At 57.4% G+C, this 16,839-nt stretch carries 14 protein-coding genes; 6 read left to right on the top strand and 8 right to left on the bottom strand.

Annotated features, from left to right (window positions below; translation table 11 throughout):
- Nucleotides 1-30: 30 nt before the first annotated feature.
- On the bottom strand, nt 31-1,239 hold the full coding sequence (locus FJ145_04030; protein ID MBM4260593.1) for an MFS transporter: 1,209 nt from the start codon (nt 1,237-1,239) through the stop codon (nt 31-33).
- A gap of 94 nt (nt 1,240-1,333) precedes the next feature.
- Here FJ145_04030 and FJ145_04025 point away from each other — a divergent pair, with 94 nt between their 5' ends.
- Nucleotides 1,334-2,635, top strand: a complete 1,302-nt coding sequence (locus tag FJ145_04025) for an MFS transporter (protein MBM4260592.1) — start codon at nt 1,334-1,336, stop codon at nt 2,633-2,635.
- Here FJ145_04025 and moaA read toward each other — a convergent pair whose 3' ends face one another.
- On the bottom strand, nt 2,636-3,646 hold the full coding sequence (gene moaA, locus FJ145_04020) for a GTP 3',8-cyclase MoaA (protein MBM4260591.1): 1,011 nt from the start codon (nt 3,644-3,646) through the stop codon (nt 2,636-2,638). It lies immediately after the preceding gene.
- Between the two features lie 255 nt (nt 3,647-3,901).
- On the opposite strand from moaA, the gene FJ145_04015 reads away from it, so the two are divergent.
- Entirely contained in the window at nt 3,902-4,912 is a 1,011-nt protein-coding gene (locus FJ145_04015; protein MBM4260590.1) for an amidohydrolase, read from the top strand.
- 211 nt (nt 4,913-5,123) lie between these two features.
- On the top strand, nt 5,124-6,260 hold the full coding sequence (locus tag FJ145_04010) for an amidohydrolase (GenBank protein ID MBM4260589.1): 1,137 nt from the start codon (nt 5,124-5,126) through the stop codon (nt 6,258-6,260).
- A gap of 10 nt (nt 6,261-6,270) precedes the next feature.
- On the opposite strand, the gene FJ145_04005 is transcribed toward FJ145_04010, so the two are convergent.
- Entirely contained in the window at nt 6,271-6,729 is a 459-nt protein-coding gene (locus FJ145_04005) for a methyltransferase domain-containing protein (protein ID MBM4260588.1), read from the bottom strand.
- A gap of 192 nt (nt 6,730-6,921) precedes the next feature.
- Here FJ145_04005 and FJ145_04000 point away from each other — a divergent pair, with 192 nt between their 5' ends.
- Nucleotides 6,922-7,644 (top strand): isochorismatase family protein, encoded by a 723-nt coding sequence (locus FJ145_04000; protein MBM4260587.1) that lies wholly within the window; start codon nt 6,922-6,924, stop codon nt 7,642-7,644.
- Here the strand turns inward: FJ145_04000 and FJ145_03995 are convergent.
- Both FJ145_03995 and FJ145_03990 read right to left on the bottom strand, forming a co-directional pair.
- A complete protein-coding gene (locus FJ145_03995; protein MBM4260586.1) occupies nt 7,641-8,393 on the bottom strand; it encodes a sulfite exporter TauE/SafE family protein in 753 nt (250 codons plus the stop codon). The genes FJ145_04000 and FJ145_03995 overlap by 4 nt on opposite strands.
- Before the next feature lie 80 nt (nt 8,394-8,473).
- On the bottom strand, nt 8,474-10,072 hold the full coding sequence (locus tag FJ145_03990) for a UbiD family decarboxylase (protein ID MBM4260585.1): 1,599 nt from the start codon (nt 10,070-10,072) through the stop codon (nt 8,474-8,476).
- A 176-nt stretch (nt 10,073-10,248) separates the two neighbouring features.
- Here FJ145_03990 and FJ145_03985 point away from each other — a divergent pair, with 176 nt between their 5' ends.
- Together FJ145_03985 and FJ145_03980 are read left to right on the top strand one after the other, a co-directional pair.
- Entirely contained in the window at nt 10,249-13,437 is a 3,189-nt protein-coding gene (locus FJ145_03985; GenBank protein MBM4260584.1) for a PAS domain S-box protein, read from the top strand.
- A 10-nt stretch (nt 13,438-13,447) separates the two neighbouring features.
- Entirely contained in the window at nt 13,448-13,756 is a 309-nt protein-coding gene (locus FJ145_03980; GenBank protein MBM4260583.1) for a Smr/MutS family protein, read from the top strand.
- Between the two features lie 29 nt (nt 13,757-13,785).
- On the opposite strand, the gene FJ145_03975 is transcribed toward FJ145_03980, so the two are convergent.
- From FJ145_03975 to FJ145_03965, 3 genes are all read right to left on the bottom strand, one after another.
- On the bottom strand, nt 13,786-14,778 hold the full coding sequence (locus tag FJ145_03975; protein MBM4260582.1) for an LLM class flavin-dependent oxidoreductase: 993 nt from the start codon (nt 14,776-14,778) through the stop codon (nt 13,786-13,788).
- Nucleotides 14,775-15,782 carry an ABC transporter substrate-binding protein gene (locus FJ145_03970; GenBank protein MBM4260581.1) on the bottom strand — a complete coding sequence of 336 codons (1,008 nt, stop codon included), beginning with the start codon at nt 15,780-15,782 and terminating at the stop codon, nt 14,775-14,777. The genes FJ145_03975 and FJ145_03970 overlap by 4 nt, the downstream gene beginning before the upstream one ends.
- A gap of 63 nt (nt 15,783-15,845) precedes the next feature.
- A complete protein-coding gene (locus FJ145_03965; GenBank protein ID MBM4260580.1) occupies nt 15,846-16,757 on the bottom strand; it encodes a VOC family protein in 912 nt (303 codons plus the stop codon).
- Between the last annotated feature and the right edge of the window lie 82 nt (nt 16,758-16,839).

Here is a 16,839-nt window from a genome sequence, read left to right as displayed (position 1 = left end):
CAGTTGCTATCTGGCGAAAGCTTGGCAGAATTATCGCTGCTCCTCCGGCGGCTTCACATGCCGGAAGACCCCGAAGATCCACAAATCGTAAACAATCTTCAGTCCGCCGGCGAGTAAGAACGGCAACCCTAGCGCGGGCGCCGCGAGGATCGCTCCTGTAAACAACGGCGCAACGGCTGCTCCGACATTCCGTGCGACGGAGAGCACGCCGGCGGACGCGGCGCGTTCGTCGGGTTCGACGACCGCCATCGTGTAGGATTGTCGCGTCGGCACGTCCATTTGCGATAGCAGATGACGCAACAAAAGCACCGCCACCGCCCACTCGACGCTGGGCATCAGCGGCACCAATAAGAGCAACACATTCGACGGTAGATGAGTAAAGACCATCGTGTTGAGCAAACCATAGCGCCGCGCGATGGCTGGCGCAGCAAGAAATGACAGCGCCGCGAGCACATTCGTGCCGAAGAAGATACCGCCGAGCGATTTCAGATCGACGTTGTAGCGCAGATAGAACCAGTAAGCCATGATGCTCTGCACGATAAACGCACCGGCGAACGCGTCGAGTGAAAAGAGCGCAGCCAATTTGATCACGATACCGCGCGAACGATTCAAACCAGCTCTTGGCGCTGCGGGGTCGCGCTTTCTCGCACCTTCCACACTGGGTGAAAGTAAGCCAAACAAAAACGCTAGCAGCAGAGCGCAACAGACGTATCCCCAGATCAGATACCGATAGCCTTCCAATTGGGAAAACAAGAAGAACGATGGCGCGGCGACGGCAAGCGCGCCCAGCGCTCCTGCCAATGACCCCACAAGGTTGTAGACGGAGAATATTGTCGTTCGATTTCGATCGTCGGTCGTTTGCGGCAGGATCGCTTGTTCTATCGAAAGAAAAGGCCCGATGTCTTTTCCAGACGGACTGATGGTGCCGAGAACTGCCGCGATGGCTAGAAACCACGGATTACTCGTGACAGCGAATGCCACACCTGCCGCAGCCATCAACAAAGCGCCGACGACCAGCAGGAATTTTCGCCCCATCGTATCGGCGACGCTGGTCAAGAGCAGCGTCATCACCGCGCCGCCGGCCAACGCGGCGGTAAAGATCCAACCGATTGTCGCCGCGCTGAGGCCAAGCGCATCGAGATACAGACCGAGAATGACCGAGAGAAAGCCGTAGGCAAACGAACGCACCGCGCAGGTGACAAGTAGCAGCCAGCCATCGCGCGATAGTTTGAAGGTCATTGGAATCTGCTGCGGTAGGAGAAATTCTTCGCCACGCCAACTTAAGTCATACCGTGTCTCTCATACAGATTCACCTGTTGGCTCGACAATTGGCATGAGCAGTGCGAAGCTGGCGCTTCTCGGAAAATCGATGAACGATAAAGCCTCGGTCAAAGGACCCGACGAAAGACGCACACCGATCTCCGCGCTGCGGCATCGTGAATTTGCCATTTACTGGGGCGGTTCGGTTTTATCGTTGGTCGGCACCCAGTTCACCACCGTGGCGATGGCGTGGCAGATCTACGAGCTGACCAACTCGCCGCTGCAGTTGGGCATGCTCGGCTTGGCGCGCGGTGCACCGATGTTGGTGTTGCTACTGTTCGGCGGCTTGCTGGCGGACGCTGTCAATCGGCGTCAGCTTTTGATTGCGACGCAGATCGGCCAATTGATTGTCTCGGTCGTTCTCGTGCTGCTAACCCTTTGGGGGCAAGTGTCGCCTTGGGTGCTCTATGCCGCCAGTCTATTTCTCGCCCTGTTCAGCGCCCTTGAGCAGCCGGCACGGACCGCGATTATTCCCAACATCGTGCCGCGCAGCGATCTCACCAACGCGCTGGCCTTGAGCAGCACCCAACGGCAGGTGGCCAATATCGTCGGCCCTTCCTTGGCGGGTTTGTTGCTTGCCCACAGCGGCGCCGCGCTGTGCTACGTCGTCGATGCGTTATCATGGTTGGCAATGTTGGCCGCGTTGGCGATGATGCGCCCGCTGGTGCAGACGGCTGGCGGACGCGGCGCGGTCTCCATGAAAGCGCTGCGCGAAGGCGTGGAGTTTGTCTGGGCGCATCCGGTGATCCTCGCCATGATGGCGTTGGATTTCGCGCAAAATTTTTTCGGTAGCGGCCGGGCGCTCCTGCCAGTCTACGCCCGCGACATCTTAAACGTCGGCCCGCAGGGACTCGGATTACTCTACACCGCCAATTCGGTCGGAGCGCTCGTCATGGGCGCGGTCATGAGCGTGCGCAGGCCCCCGCAGCGTGCGGGCATATGGGTTCTAATGGCTGTCGCTGCCTATGGAATCTTCACGGCGCTCTTCGGCATCTCGCATTCCTTCTGGCTATCGTTTCTCATGCTCGCCGGAGCGGGCGCGGCGAATACCGTGAGCTTTGTGCTGCGCAACACCATCAATCAACTGGTAACGCCCGACGAAATCCGTGGACGCGTCACAAGCGTCAACAGCATGTTTACCAACACCGGGCCGCAGCTCGGGCAATTCGAAGCCGGCGCAGTGGCGTCGGCCATAGGCCCGGTCGCGTCGACGGCACTAGGCGGCGCGCTGGTGACGGTGGTCGCCGCCAGCTTGGCGGCGGTTGGCTCAGTGCGAAAGTTCGAGGTTCGCGAGAACGCGCGGGCGCGGGTTTGATCAACCGCCCAAAGAAATCATCTCGATCTTCTTATGCTCTTTGGGATCGTAGTTGGCCGAGCGCATCGCGCGCAGGCGCTCTTCGGAATAGCGATCGGTGCGTTGGCCCCAGATGGAACTAAGCAGTTGCAAGAGTTCATCGTCCGAAGCGCCGCTGCGCAGCTTGGCTTTAAGATCGTGGCCCACTTGTGAGAAGAGACACGTCACAAACTTGCCATCGGCAGTGATGCGCGCCCGCGTGCAGCTCGAACAAAACGGCTCGGTGACCGAGGCGATGACGCCGATATCGCCTTTACCGTCGACAAATTCGTAATCCACCGACGGCGCGTGGCCATCGGCGCGGCCGATTTCTTTGAGCGGATAGCGCGAGTGGATGATCTCGATGATTTCTTTTTTGGAAACCAGCTTGGCCGAAGTCCAATTGTTGGCATTGCCAACGTCCATGTACTCAATGAAGCGCATGGCGAACCCATGCTCGCGGCAAAACTCGACCAACGGGAGAATGTCATCGTCATTGACGCCGCGCTCTACTACCGCGTTCAGTTTGATCGGCGCAAGTCCATGCTGCTTTGCGGCAAAGACGCCGTCGAGCACCTTGTCCAAATCTCCCCGTTTGGTGATGCGCCGAAACTTCCCGGGATCCAACGAATCGACGCTGATATTGACGCGCTTAAGACCGGCGTCTTTCAGCGCCGCGATCTTTTCCGCCAGCAGCGCGCCATTGGTCGTCAAGCAAATGTCTTTGAGACCATCGATGGCAGAGAGCTTGGCCACCAGTTGATGTAGGTCCTGGCGCACCAGCGGCTCACCGCCGGTCAGGCGAATTTTCTCGACACCGAGAGAGACAAACAGGGTCGCGAGCCGGGTGATCTCCTCAAAAGTGAGAATTTCCCTCTTATGGATCCACTCGTACTCGTCCAATGGCATGCAATAGGTGCAGCGGAAATTGCACCGGTCGGTGACCGAAATCCGCAGGTCTTTCACCGGGCGTTTGAAAGTGTCGACGAGCATCACAGTCAATATGCAATATCGCATTTGGGGGTGCAAGGCGGCACGGCAGGGAGCGCGGAGCAGGGAGGCAAGCGCAAAGGGCAAAGCGCAAGGAGCCAAAGAGGCCGCAATGTGTGCAATTGACAGCATCTGATCCGTTCGTCCTGAGCCAGTCGAAGGACTCCGAAGATTTCTCTAGCCCTAGAGAGAATTTGACAGCAATAACCGCTAACGACTAAGCTTTGTGCGAAGCTCGAAACTCAAGGGAGGCATGCCATGAACATGAACACGATCGATGCCGACGGCCATATCGTCGAAAAAGATTCCGATATCAGAAAATACTTAACCGAACCTTTCAACAAACGCGGCGGCAGGTTGCTGCCCTCCGACGGCTTGGACACCAATCTGGGCGGTTTAGTGGGCGGCCTGGAGGAAGTTGACATTCCGACTCGCCTGACCGACATGACCAAAGAAAGCATCGACGTCGCCGTGCTGTTTCCGACCAGCAGCTTCGCCGTTAACGGTTTCATGGAGCGCGACTACGCAGTCGCCTACGCGCGCGCCTACAACGACTACGCCGCCGAAGTTTGCAAACACAGCCCGCGTCTGAAAGCGGTAGGCCTGGTGGCGCTGCAAGATCCCGAGGCGGCAGTTGCTGAAGCCAACCGTGCGGTGACTAAGCTTGGCCTTTGCTCCATCGCCGTGGCGACCCAAGGCACCAAAGAGCACCTCGGCTCAAAAACTTTCTGGCCGCTTTACGAAGAAATGCAGCGCTTAAATGTTCCCCTCAGCGTGCACAATCGGCGCGAGACGCCGGCGGGCGACAAACGCTTTGACAGTTTTATCTTTATGCACACCATCGGCCGCCCGGTGGAGACCGTTATTCAATTTGCCGGCTTGATGTATGCTGGCGTGCCAGAGAAGTTTCCCAAACTGCGCATCTCGTTTCTCGAATGCGGCGTCGGCTGGGCGCCCTATTGGATCGAACGGATGGACGAAGAGTGGGAAAAGCGCGGCAAAGTCGAAGCGCCGCTGTGCAAACACAAACCCAGTGAATATATCAGTCAAGGCAACTGGTTCTTCGCCTTCGAGCCCGAGGAGAAAACCCTGCCCTTTGCGATCGAGCACCTTGGCGATGATAAGATTATTTTTGCGTCAGACTACCCGCACTGGGACGGCATGTTTCCCTATGTGACGAAAACCATTCGCGAGCGCAAGGATCTATCTGAACAAAGCAAGAAGCGGATACTCGGAGAAAACGCCAAGCGGCTCTACGGCTGGAACTAATTTCTCTTCCCGCGTTGCAAGAAAGACCGAGGCGGATTTTTCCTCACGCTATGGGACCATCCCCCCGGTCCTTTTTCCCGCGGCGAATCATCGCCGCGTGCCCCAATTGACTTGCTTCAGCGCTCCGTCACTCTGACATCGCTTTGTGGTTGAATCGCGCAAACTCCTCTTGTTATAAGAAAAACAGCTAAATCAAGCGGAGGAATTCCCCATGCGTGTCATCGATGCTGACGGCCACGTCGAAGAAAACCCGATCACTTTCAGCGATAAATATTTCGCCCCCGAGTTTCGCCCGTTTCGACCCGTCGTTGTGCCCGGCCCCGAAGAAGGCCTCGCCTATTGGATGATCGATGAGCAGCTCCTGCCGCGCCGCGTCGGCCGCGGCTGCAACAATTTAGGCACGCCTACAAGCTATAACGGTAAACCGGTGCGCCACGCGCAGCGGAAACCTGACACGGTCGGCAGCATGGAGCTGACCAATCTGAGTGAACGCTTACAGATCATGGATGAAGAAAATATCGCGATCCAAGTGATGTACCCGACGCTTTTTCTTGCCTATCCGCTCAGCAGCAATCCCGCCTATGTCTCGGCCATGTGCGACGCGTACAACCGTTGGTTGGGTGATGTGCTGGGCCGCCATGAGCGGCTCAAGTGGGTGGGTGTGGCGAACCTCGACGACATTCCCGCAGCGGTTAAACAAGTGAAGGAAGCAAAAAAGCTGGGAGCCGTCGGCATGATGATTCTCGGCACCGCCGGCGATCGGCTGCTCGACGACGCCAGCCTTCTGCCATTCTATGAAGCGATGGAAAGCGAAAACTTGCCGCTGGCGGTGCATGTTGGTTGGGCCTGTCCGTCGCTGAACAATCTTTACACGCACATCTATCCCTCGGGCGTCATTCCCTTTTTGATGCCGGTGTTGATGGGCATGGTGTCGATGATGAGCGGCGGCATCTTCGACAAGTTTCCAAAGCTGCGCGTTGTTTACCTAGAGGCCGGCTGCCTGTGGGTGCATTTCATTCTCGAACGGTTGCACCATCGCTTTCAGCACTCCGGCAAGAACCTGTCTAACATCGTTTCGCGCACGGCGCCGATACAGAAACTGGCGCCGGAAGAATACATCAAGAAGGGCAACCTGTATTTCAGCTCCGAAGTCGAAGACATTCTGCTGCCGCAAGTTCTCGATTTGGTCGGCGACACACAACTGATGTTCGCTTCCGACATGCCGCACGGCGACCGCGAACGATTCGCCGCAAAAACTTTGACGGATCGCAAAGATATCAGCGACGCGGCGAAAACCAAGATTTTGGAAACCAATCCGACACGCTTTTACGACTTGCCAGAGTTCTAGACTGCCCAGATCAACGGATTTCAAACAACAGGATCGTGTGCTTGTGGAGCACGTGGCCAGGCATGTCCTCGACGCGGTCGGGCACCCAGCCGCGAATCTCGTAGTCATGCGAGACCACTCGAGTTCCCGGTTTGAGCTGGCGCTCCAAGATGGGTGCTAACTTGGCGTTGAACTCGGGTAGCATGTAGAGCGTCACGACGGTTGCCGGCGACACGTCCACCGTAAAAGCGTCCTGCTCGCGGAACTCGACCAGATGTTCCACTTTTTCGACAAACGCTTTGTTGCGCGCTTTCAAGACCAAATCGCGGTCGATTTCGATGCCGACGCCGCGCGCGCCGTATTTTTTCGCGGCGTAAATAATGATCGCCCCATCGCCGCTGCCGATGTCATAGATCGAATCAGTGCTCTTTACCTGAGCCATTTGCAGCATGCGGTCGATCACTTCCGGCGGCGTCGGCACGAAGGGCACCTCACCGGTTGTCCAGACCGCGACGGGTATGCCGCAGCCGGTTGTCAATGCAACTAGAATTACAATGAATAACCGTTTCATGTTTTGCTCACCGTTCAACGTTTCTATCAGTAAAAGAGCGCGCAATCACTAGCTTGACAAAGCACGGCGATTGTTATGAACATCGCGCATCAACGAGTGGGAGGATCCGCCATGGCCAGTTGGGACGACATTCTGACGCCGCGCGATAAAGAAGTTTTCAAGCTTTCAGGTTTCGGCAAAAAGGCCGGTTTTGGCCAGCGGCCCGCGCTCTTGATCATCGATGTCAATTACAATTTTACCGGTGACAAGCCCGAGCCGATTTTGGAATCGGTCAAGCGCTTTCGCACCAGCTGCGGCGAAGAGGGCTGGGACGGCGTGTATAACATTCGTGAGCTGCTGACTGAAGCGCGCAAAAAACATCTGCCGACGTTTTACACCACGGCGGAAGAAAACCGCTCAAACAGCACGACGCTGATCGGCGGCTGGGCTGCGAAAAGCAGCCGCAGCACCGAAGACATGACCGATCAATGGGAAAAAGCCAATCAAATCGTCGCCGAGATCGCGCCGCAACCGGGCGATATCGTCGTGCACAAACAAAAACCGAGCGCCTTTTTCGGCACGCCGCTCATGAGCATGCTGACCGAAGTTCATGCCGACACTTTGATCGTCACGGGCACAACCACCAGCGGCTGCGTCCGTGCCAGCGTCATCGACGCCTTTTCCTACAACATGAAAGTCTCGGTGGTCGAAGAATGCGTCTTCGACCGCGGCCAGGCGTCGCACAAGATCAATCTTTTTGACATGGCCATGAAGTACGCCGACGTGGTGCCGCTCAAAGAGGCCCTCGAGTACATTCGCAGCCTGCCGGACAATCTCTACGCGCCGGCGCTTTAAGCTGTTTGCAGCATCGCCCGCGCAATCAAAATCACGCCGATGATGGTCAGCAAAACTAGGAGACCGCGATTGAAGGTTTTTTGATTCACTCGGTCTTGGGTCTTCAGGCCGGCGAAGAAACCGAGCAAGGTAAAAAGCAAAACCTGCATCGACAGCGTGATCGTCTCCCAGTTGAACAGATTCCAGGTCGAGACGGCGATTAATTGCGTGGCTTTGGTGATCACGAAGATCGTGGCGATCGATTTGACGAAGTCGCGCTTCTCCAATTTCAAGCTGTAAAAGTAAATCGCCAGCGTCGGCCCGGCGGCATTGGTCATGCCATTGAGAAAACCGCTGACGAAGCCAAAAAACGGTGAAAGTATTTTCTCCGCCGCGGGCGTGATCGTGAAGTCGAACTTCGTGAGATTCGACGCGACAAAAACCAGCACCATGATTCCAAGGCACAGATTCAATGCCCATAGCGGCAGCATCACCAGCACCATGGTGCCGAGGAACACACCGACGACGGTCAGCCCGACCATCGATCTGAAGCGTTTGAACACCGCGTGGGGAAAGCCGTCGCGAAACGCCTGCGTGACGTCCATTAATAAATTGGGCAGGATAAGAATCGTCACCGCGATGCGAATGTCCAACAGCAGCGCGACGGTCGGCGTCGCAATGAGAGGAAAGCCCAGGCCGGTGGCGCCCTTGACGAACGCCGCGAACAAAAGGGCGACACCGACCAGGATATGAGTTGGATCTAATGCCATGAACCGAGATAGAAAAGGACAGGGAAAGCGACCGCGCCGCCATCAAAGACAGCGGCCGGTTCCTAGTCGCTAATAGTCTTTTAGGTTTTTTTTCGCTGGCCGACCTGTTTCTTGCCGGTCTCGTAGTAATCGCCCTTGGTGGCGAGCATCGCCTCAGCGTCGTCGGCGTCGGTCCATGCGCCCAGGCTGTAGCCATACCACGGCATGCGCGGTTTGAGCGGCGGCAGTTCGAGCTCCTCCCAGATTTGTTTCGAGCGTTCCATGAACTCTTTCTTCGGCAGCGACACCGGCGTGTACGGCCACGGGCGCACGGCGTTGATCAGCAGCGCCGAAGTAGACTGCCGCTGGCTCGCCTGGCCTTCGCCGCTGGGCGGATAAGTCGACGGATCGAGCCCGGGCATTTTCCCTTTGGCGATTTCGACGTCTTCATCGGGGCGCATGTTGTAGCAAATCGCCCAGTTGATCATCGCCGGATCGTGAATGTCGATATCCTCATCCACGGCCACGCATACTTTGGCATAGCTGCCGGTGAAACCGGCCGAAGCCCAAAGCGCGCGCCACGCTTCGGCTTTAGTCGCGTTTTTCATCTTGATAACGCAGTAGGCCTGGCCGCTGCCGCTCACTTCGTCATGCAGCGCCACGTCGATGACCGCCGAGTTGCCGCTGTCCTGGCGCAGCAATTTAAAAATAATTTTTTCCGTGCCGGTGTGTTTAATCTTGCTTGATTCGCTGGGCGGGAACTGGCTCATGAGAGCCGTGTAGATGGCGTCCTTGCGATGGGTAATGCAGGACACTTCCAAAAACGGCGATACCGAGCGATGGCCCATGTAGCCGGGATATTCACCGAAGGGGCCTTCCGGTTCGATCGTGTCAGTGGGAATTTTGCCTTCGATGATGATTTCCGCGGTAGCCGGTACCAGGAGATTAACCGTCTTAGCCTGCACCACTTCGACCGGCTCGCCGGCCAGCCCGCCCGCCAAGCGATATTCATCGAAGTCGTAGGGAATCTTCGCGGTGGCGGAATAGGCGATGCTCGGCAAAACACCGATGGCGATACACGCTTCGAGGGGTTTGCCCATCGCTTTGCATTTTTTCCAATGCTGCCCCATGTGCTGCGCCATGAAAAAGCCGCCGCAGCGATTGCCCGCTTTGATTTGGCTTCGATAGTTGCCGATGTTGTAAATTCCAGTGTCGGGATCTTTAGTAATCCAGTTGGCGGAAGTGAGATAGGGAGCGTTGTCAAAGCCCGGCGTCGAAATCGGCACCGGAATCATATCCAAACCGTGGCCGTTTTGCAGATCGTTTCCTTGCCAAACCACCTCCTGCACTGGAGCCGAAGTTACCTTCACGGGTTCTTTTGGATTGAGCTGGGCTTGATTCCAGCGCACGTGGATTTGGTCCGGATCGCACATCATGCCGATGCCGTAGATCTCTGTCGTTGCGGCCAGCGTCCCCACCGTGACCGGCATCGAATATTCGCGGCCCTTCGAATCGACGACGTTTTCAAACATGAAAGCTTTGCGGTCCCGTTCGTCCAAGCCGCGAAACTGCCAGCGCACCAACGGCATCAGCTCTGTGTCTTTGTTGATTTCGCGCTTGATGCGCACCAATTTCCCGCACTCTTCGAGCGCTTTAAGATGTTCACGAAAATCCCGGTAGTACTTTTTCGAACTGGCCATGCCACTCTCCTGAAAGTTTCTCCGTCATCTATCGTCTGCCATCTGCACATTGTCAAGCCGTTGTGGCGCTTACAGGGCCGCAGCCATAGGACAGTCGATCTCTTGAATAGAATCTTCTCGGTTTGTTAATATCCGCTTTCATCTTTGAGGCTTCCGCCGTGAGCTAGAGACAAGCGATGCAAGACGCCAATCCAACCGTAGCGACCCCGCTAAACTTGATGTTTGCCGAGCGCAAGAGATCGCGGCTTTGGCATGCCGCGCCATTCTTCGTGTTGGCGCTGTTTTATGTCGACATGTGGCTGCCGATGGTGATCAGCATGCCGGTCTGCTATATGGCGGCGTTGGTCCTGATCATCCTCGCTCCCAACGGGCGCGACAAAGCGGTGCTCGCGGCTCTATGCACCGCGTTGACGGTCGCCGTTTACATCGGCTCGCTGACCCGGCCCGGAGTCATACCCTGGGTGCAAATCGTCACCCATTGCTTTGCGGTCTCGATGTTGTGGGTCGTTACCGCGCTCGAGTTCCGCCACCGCAGCGCGCAAAAGGAGCTGCGCGACAGCGAAGAACGCTACCGCACGCTTTATCATGGCACGCCGTCGATGTACTTCAGCGTCGACCGCGGCGGCTTAGTTCATTCCGTCAACGATTTTGGCGCTGCCCAATTGGGCTACAGTCCCGGTGAGCTTGTGGGTCGCTCGGTGTTCGATATCTTCCACGAGGACGACCGTGCCACAGTCGCGGCGCAGTTTGCCCAGGCTTTCGAATACCCAGGTAAATTGACCCAGTGGGAGTTCCGCAAGCTGCGCAAGGACGGCACGCTCCTGTGGGTGCGTGAGTGGGTGCGCATTGTCAAGAATGACACCGGGGTTCTTCAGGCTTTGATCGTGTGCGAGGACGTCACCGAGCGCAAACAAACCGAGGACGCGCTGCGCCAAAGCGAACGGCTGGCCAATGAGCGTTTAGCGCAGCTCAAGAGCGTGTACGCCTCCGCCCCCGCTGCGCTGGCCTTTGTCGACTGCGACCTCCGCTATGTGACGGTAAACGACGCGCTGGCGGCCATAAACGGCCGCTCACCCGAAGAACATATCGGCAAAACGATTCGCGAGCTGGTACCCCGCTTGGCAGCGACCGTCGAGCCGCGCTACCGGCGCGCCATCGAGACGGGACAGCCGGTGCTCGACGTTGAAGTGCGTGGCCATGCGCCAGCAAAACCGGACGAGTATCGCTACTGGGTTTCTAGTTATTATCCGGTGAAAGACGATACCGGTCGCGTGCTCGGCGTCAACGTGGCGGTACGCGACATTACGCAGCGCAAGCGAAGCGAACAAGATGCGCTTTTTATGCTCGACGTCGGCGAGTGCATCCGGCTGGCCACGGAAGCGGATGAGCTGCCCTGGGCAGTCGCGGTGGCGTTGGGCGAGCATCTCAATGTGGATCGCGCCGGTTTCGCCGAAGTCGATACTGATCACGATTGTTTCATCGTACAGCGCGACTACCACCGTCACGCTCGCTCCTTGAGCGGCACCTACGGTTTAGATCTATTTGGCCCGGACATCGTCAGCGAGGCGCGCGCCGGTTGGAGCGTGGTGGTCAACGACATTGCGACCGATCAACGCACCGCCGCGCATCCTGAGAACTATGTCAAGCTCGGCGTGAGCGCTTACGTTGTCGCGCCGCTGCTGAGCAACGGCCGCTGGACTTCGTCGTTGATCGTTGCGTCGCAACGGCCGCGCGAGTGGCGCGACAGCGAAGTAACCCTAGTGATGGCCGTGGCGGAGCGCACCTGGCTCGCCGTTGAGCGACTCCGCCTCGACACCGCGCTGCGCCAAAGCGAGGCACAGCTGCGCCGCTTGGTGGCGATCTTAGAGCAGACAACGGACTTTGTCGGCACCGCAGATACCAACGCGCGCGCCACCTATCTTAACCGCGCCGGCCGCAAGATGGTCGGCATTAGCGAGAGTGCCGATATAACGGGAACCACGATCGCTGATTTCCACCCGCCCTGGGCCGCCCGCGTCGTCACGGAGGTGGCAATTCCACAGGCGATCGCCCGCGGCTTATGGCGCGGTGAGACTGCGCTGTTGGGGGGCGATGGCACGGAAGTTCGCGTGTCGCAGCTGGTCCTTGCCCATAGCAACACTGCCGGCAAAGTCGAGTACCTATCGACGGTGGCGCGTGACATCACAGAACATAAACAGCTCGAAGAAGCTTTGCGCGATGCCGACCGGCGCAAGGACGAATTTCTCGCCACCCTCGCCCACGAGCTGCGCAACCCCTTGGCGCTGATTCGCAACGTCATCGACCTGCTGCGGCACCCGGGTGCGTCACCGGCCGAGGTGCAGCGCAGCCATCGCATCGTCGAAAAACAAATCGACTATCTAACCCGCATGACCGACGATCTGTTCGACGTCAGCCGCATCACGCAGGAAAAAATCGAGCTGCAAAAGGAACGGCTTGAGCTGGGCGAGATTCTCAGAGCGGCGATCGACACCTGCCGCACTCAGATCGACGAGCAAAACCACAAGCTATGGCTCGATCTGAAAGACGCGCCGGTTTACATCGACGGCGACAAGATGCGCTTGACCCAGGTTTTCATGAACTTGTTGCACAACGCCGCCAAGTATACGCCGCGCGCCGGCAGCATCTGGATTAACCAGCAGCATCATGACGGCACTGTAGTAGTTTCGGTCAGAGACAACGGCGCCGGGATCCCCGCGCAAAGCCTGCCGCACCTGTTCGACATGTTCTACCAGGTGGATCGTTCGCATCTACAGGCCGAGGGCGGGCTCGGGCTTGGGCTAACGCTGGTGCGCCGCTTGGTCGAGATGCATGGCGGTAGCGTCGATGCCAAAAGCGACGGCATCAATCGCGGCAGCGAGTTCATCGTCCGTTTGCCGGTGCTGGCGCAGCCGTGCGCTCCTATGCCACTGCCGATACCGCCGGCCAACAAAATCAAACTGCCGCAACTAGGCCACCGTATATTGATCGCTGACGATTTCCCCGAATCCGCGACCACTCTCGCCAAGCTCTTGGTGGAGAGTGGCAATCAAGTCGAGACTGCCAACGATGGCTTGGAAGCCGTGCATGTGGCGGAGCGATTCCATCCCGACATCGCGGTGCTCGACATCGCCATGCCGCGCTTGAACGGTTATGAAGCCGCGCGCCGGATTCGCGCTCAGCCCTGGGGCAAAGAGATGATCTTGATCGCGTTCACCGGTTGGGGTCAGAGTCGTGACCGCGATCGGTCGAAGGAAGCCGGTTTCGACATGCATGTCACCAAACCAATCAAATACGATGTCCTGCTTCAGCTTCTGCAAAAACTTTCGCACGAGCGGCGCGACACCAGCAGTGCGAAATCAGCCTAGCGGTGCGCGAATGGCCTCTACTGACGACCCCAACCCCGATGATCCATTTCCGGAGCCGATCGTTCTCCCGCTAGAGGACTCCCTCGACCTGCATACGTTTCAACCTAAAGAAATTCCCAGCGTCGTTGACGAATATCTGCGCGAATGCCACACCGCCGGTTTTCCTGAGGTGCGCATTATTCACGGCAAAGGCGTTGGCGTGCAGCGCAACATTGTCCAGCGGCTGCTCGCAAATCACCCACTGGTGGCTTCGTTCAAAGACGCGCCTCTGGAGGCCGGCGGCTGGGGCGCGACGCTGGTCGTGTTGAAGCTCGGGTAGCCCGAGCCCAGATGGTGTGATTACGTCAGCTAGTGCTTGAAGTGTGGAATCACTTTGGCGGCGAACATGTCCACCGTCTCACTGTAGACTTTGCGCGCCGGCGTCAGCATCAAATGTTCGACGCCGGCAGCTTGGAGTTCCTCGATCCGTGCGATGCATTCAGACGGATTGCCGGCCACCGAAAAACGCTGCACCAGGTAATCGCTGACGAGATCGGGGTCGACCCTGTCTTCCATCGGTTTCATGACGTCGAAGCCGGCCATGAATTTCTTGATTCCCGGCAGTTCTGCCGGCGGCACGGTCTCGAACGTGAAGCGAAAATTGTGATGGGCGCGGTTGGCGATGCGGTTACGCACTACTTTGCGCGCTTTCTTGCCGTCTTCGTCGACGCACAGCATGCCAGCGGCGATGATCTTAATGTCGCCTTCTTTTCGGCCCGCTTCGGCAGCGCCCTCACGGATTTTCTGCTTCGCCCAATCGTAGACCTGCAAATCGAAGCCAGTGCCTAAGATCACGCCATCGGCGCAGCGGCCGGCGAGCTGCAAACCTTTCGGGCCTTCAGCGGAAACATAGATCGGCGCCGGCTGATGGATCGTAAACCCGATATTGACCTCGCCGGTGGGAAAAGTTGCCGCGTTGCCGCGCGCCAGGTTACGGATGAGCTTGACGCCGTCTTCGAACTCTTTCATCGGCGTGGCTTTGAGCCCCTGGGTGTAAACCGGCCCATCGCCGGTGCCGAGTCCCATGATCGCGCGGCCTTTGGCTATCTCGTTTAGCGACGCGGCGGCGCCAGCGATCACCGTTGGATGACGAAAGACGATATTCGTGACCGCGATGCCAAGCAGCAGACGCTGTGTAATCATCGCGCAGCTCGCCAGAGTTTGAAAAGAGTCGATGGTGCTCAGATGGCTTTCGCCAAGAAAGATGCCGTCGTAGCCCGCCTCCTCGGCGCGGCGCGCGCGTTTGTGAATTTCATCGATGGTTTTGACGCCGCCGTGGACGCTGTGCAGGCTGAACTTCATTTCTTGTCTCCGTAAAGCTTGTCGACGAATCCCTCTTGCACCAATCGGCGCACGAAGCTGGGATCGAAAAAACTATCCGGATCGGCGCCCTTCGCTTTAGGCTCCATCGCAACAAGATCTTCTAAGATGGTCTTGATGCCTTCGCGGTCGGGCAACGGCGCTCTACGCCAGTGCTTGGCAAACGGCGCGTAGGCCTCCTCGAGCACTTTGCGATCGGTGATGCGCGCGTACTTGCCGACAACACGCAGCGCGGTTTCCATGTCTTTGAGATAGACCGATAAACCTTCAACATAGGAGCGGACGAAACGCTGAACCACGTCCGGCTGCTCGCGGATCAGTTTCTTGGTCGTGATAATGCCTGCGTAGGAGTAGCTGATCCCCATGTCGGCGGTTTCTGCCAAGCTTTTAAAACCCGCTTTTTGCGCGGCGAAATTTTCCGGCGGCGAGAGTAACGTGCCTTGAATGATATTTTGCTGCAGCGCCGGAAAGCGTTCGCGGGCGGCGATCAGCTTGACGTCTTTGTCAGGCTCCAATCCCCACTTTTTTAATACTCGGCGTGCAATAAAATAGGAAAGGTTGTTGAGCCCGGAGGCGCCAAACACTTTGCCGCGAAAGTCTTCCGGTTTTTGAATTTCCGGCCGGGTGATCACCGAAAAGATCGGCACGCCAATGGAGCTGATAATCAACGCCACGTCGGTTCCCGCCAACCCGGCTTGAACAATCGGTGGGCCTGCGTTGGAAGAAAATTCAATGCTCTGCGCGACCAAAGCCTGCGTCGAGCGGCCGCCCGACATGTAGATCATCTCGACGTTGAGACCGTTCTTGGCAAAGATGCCGGTCTCTTTGGCGATCCAAGAAATCGACTGGCTGTTGCTCGGCGAGACATAGGCCATTCTTATCTCGCGGCGCTCCTGCGCGCCGGCGCAATCGAAAAATAAATTCGCTGCGACAAGCAATACAGCTATTGGCGTGGATAGTCGAATGCGACACACGGAAAATTGCATGCGTGGTTTTACAATTTATCCGGTGGCGTGTCGAGGTAGCGAGTCAAAAACGCAGTGCGCAGGTTAGATCAGTTTCTTGCCGCCGCTCTCCCAACGCGTCAGCCCTTTGCCTTGCTCTTTGCGCGCGGCGATGATGCGGCGCCACTTTTCCTCGTCGGAAAGCAGCTCGTCATCTTTGTGATCAGGTGAGAGTGCGGTGATCTGCAGACGATTATTGTCGGGATCGAAAAGATAGATACTGCGTTCGCCCTCCGGGCGCAGGCCGTCTTCGGCCCGTTTATCGCCTTGCGATTTGCCGCCGTAACGGTCGACCAGCGCGACCATGGCGTCGAAATCTTCCTGCGGCACGTTCATCGCCATGTGGCAGCCGCGGCCGTGCTTCTTGCTCCTCTCGGATAGTTCTTTTACTTCGACGAGCGCGATCATCTGGCCGTTTTGGGTCGGGATGTACCACTCGTCGCCGCAGGCCATCGGAGACCCGGTGCCTAACACCTCACCGAAAAAAGTCAGCGCTTTGTTCATATCCCGAGTCTCGAAAACGGTATGGCTAATGCACTCAAATGCCGGTGGCCGGCGGCGCACGCAAAACTCTAGATGATTGCCGTCGGGATCATCGAAATAAATGGACCTGACAAATGGGGCATCTAAAGGGTGCTCCACCGGGCCGCGAAAAGGGTGGTTTGCATTGGCGAGATTGATTTTGACACAGTCGAACTTCTCGTCGGATACACCGACGCCGATGCGCGGCCCCGCGCTCGCCGAAGCCGCCGCACTGACGCCGGGCAAGTGTAGGCCGATAATATTATCGCCAGCGAGCACGTAGGTTTGGCGCGGACTCCCGTCGGGATTTTTGCGCGTGGTTTTGTACTTGAGATCGAGGACATCCACATAGAAGTTTTGATTGGCCGGCAGATCGCGCACCGGAATGGCGATGTGATCGATGGTCTCGACGCCGTTCTTAACTTCTGCGACCATGAATGACCTCCAAACGATTTTGCAGCAAACTATGTGAAGCCGTCCGTGTCGTCAACAGATTTTGCAAACGCCACGAGAAAAA

The organism is Deltaproteobacteria bacterium, assembly GCA_016874755.1.
Classification (GTDB): domain Bacteria; phylum Desulfobacterota; class Binatia; order UBA9968; family UBA9968; genus DP-20.
This window is presented reverse-complemented; position numbering and strand designations above follow the sequence as displayed.

Bases quoted from the DNA above. Each gene is read 5' to 3' on its own strand.
- FJ145_04030 (MBM4260593.1), bottom strand. From the start codon at position 1,239: ATGACCTTCAAACTATCGCGCGATGGCTGGCTGCTACTTGTCACCTGC.
- FJ145_04025 (MBM4260592.1), top strand. From the start codon at position 1,334: ATGAGCAGTGCGAAGCTGGCGCTTCTCGGAAAATCGATGAACGATAAA.
- moaA (MBM4260591.1), bottom strand. From the start codon at position 3,646: ATGCTCGTCGACACTTTCAAACGCCCGGTGAAAGACCTGCGGATTTCG.
- FJ145_04015 (MBM4260590.1), top strand. From the start codon at position 3,902: ATGAACATGAACACGATCGATGCCGACGGCCATATCGTCGAAAAAGAT.
- FJ145_04010 (MBM4260589.1), top strand. From the start codon at position 5,124: ATGCGTGTCATCGATGCTGACGGCCACGTCGAAGAAAACCCGATCACT.
- FJ145_04000 (MBM4260587.1), top strand. From the start codon at position 6,922: ATGGCCAGTTGGGACGACATTCTGACGCCGCGCGATAAAGAAGTTTTC.
- FJ145_03995 (MBM4260586.1), bottom strand. From the start codon at position 8,393: ATGGCATTAGATCCAACTCATATCCTGGTCGGTGTCGCCCTTTTGTTC.
- FJ145_03990 (MBM4260585.1), bottom strand. From the start codon at position 10,072: ATGGCCAGTTCGAAAAAGTACTACCGGGATTTTCGTGAACATCTTAAA.
- FJ145_03985 (MBM4260584.1), top strand. From the start codon at position 10,249: ATGCAAGACGCCAATCCAACCGTAGCGACCCCGCTAAACTTGATGTTT.
- FJ145_03980 (MBM4260583.1), top strand. From the start codon at position 13,448: ATGGCCTCTACTGACGACCCCAACCCCGATGATCCATTTCCGGAGCCG.
- FJ145_03975 (MBM4260582.1), bottom strand. From the start codon at position 14,778: ATGAAGTTCAGCCTGCACAGCGTCCACGGCGGCGTCAAAACCATCGAT.
- FJ145_03970 (MBM4260581.1), bottom strand. From the start codon at position 15,782: ATGCAATTTTCCGTGTGTCGCATTCGACTATCCACGCCAATAGCTGTA.
- FJ145_03965 (MBM4260580.1), bottom strand. From the start codon at position 16,757: ATGGTCGCAGAAGTTAAGAACGGCGTCGAGACCATCGATCACATCGCC.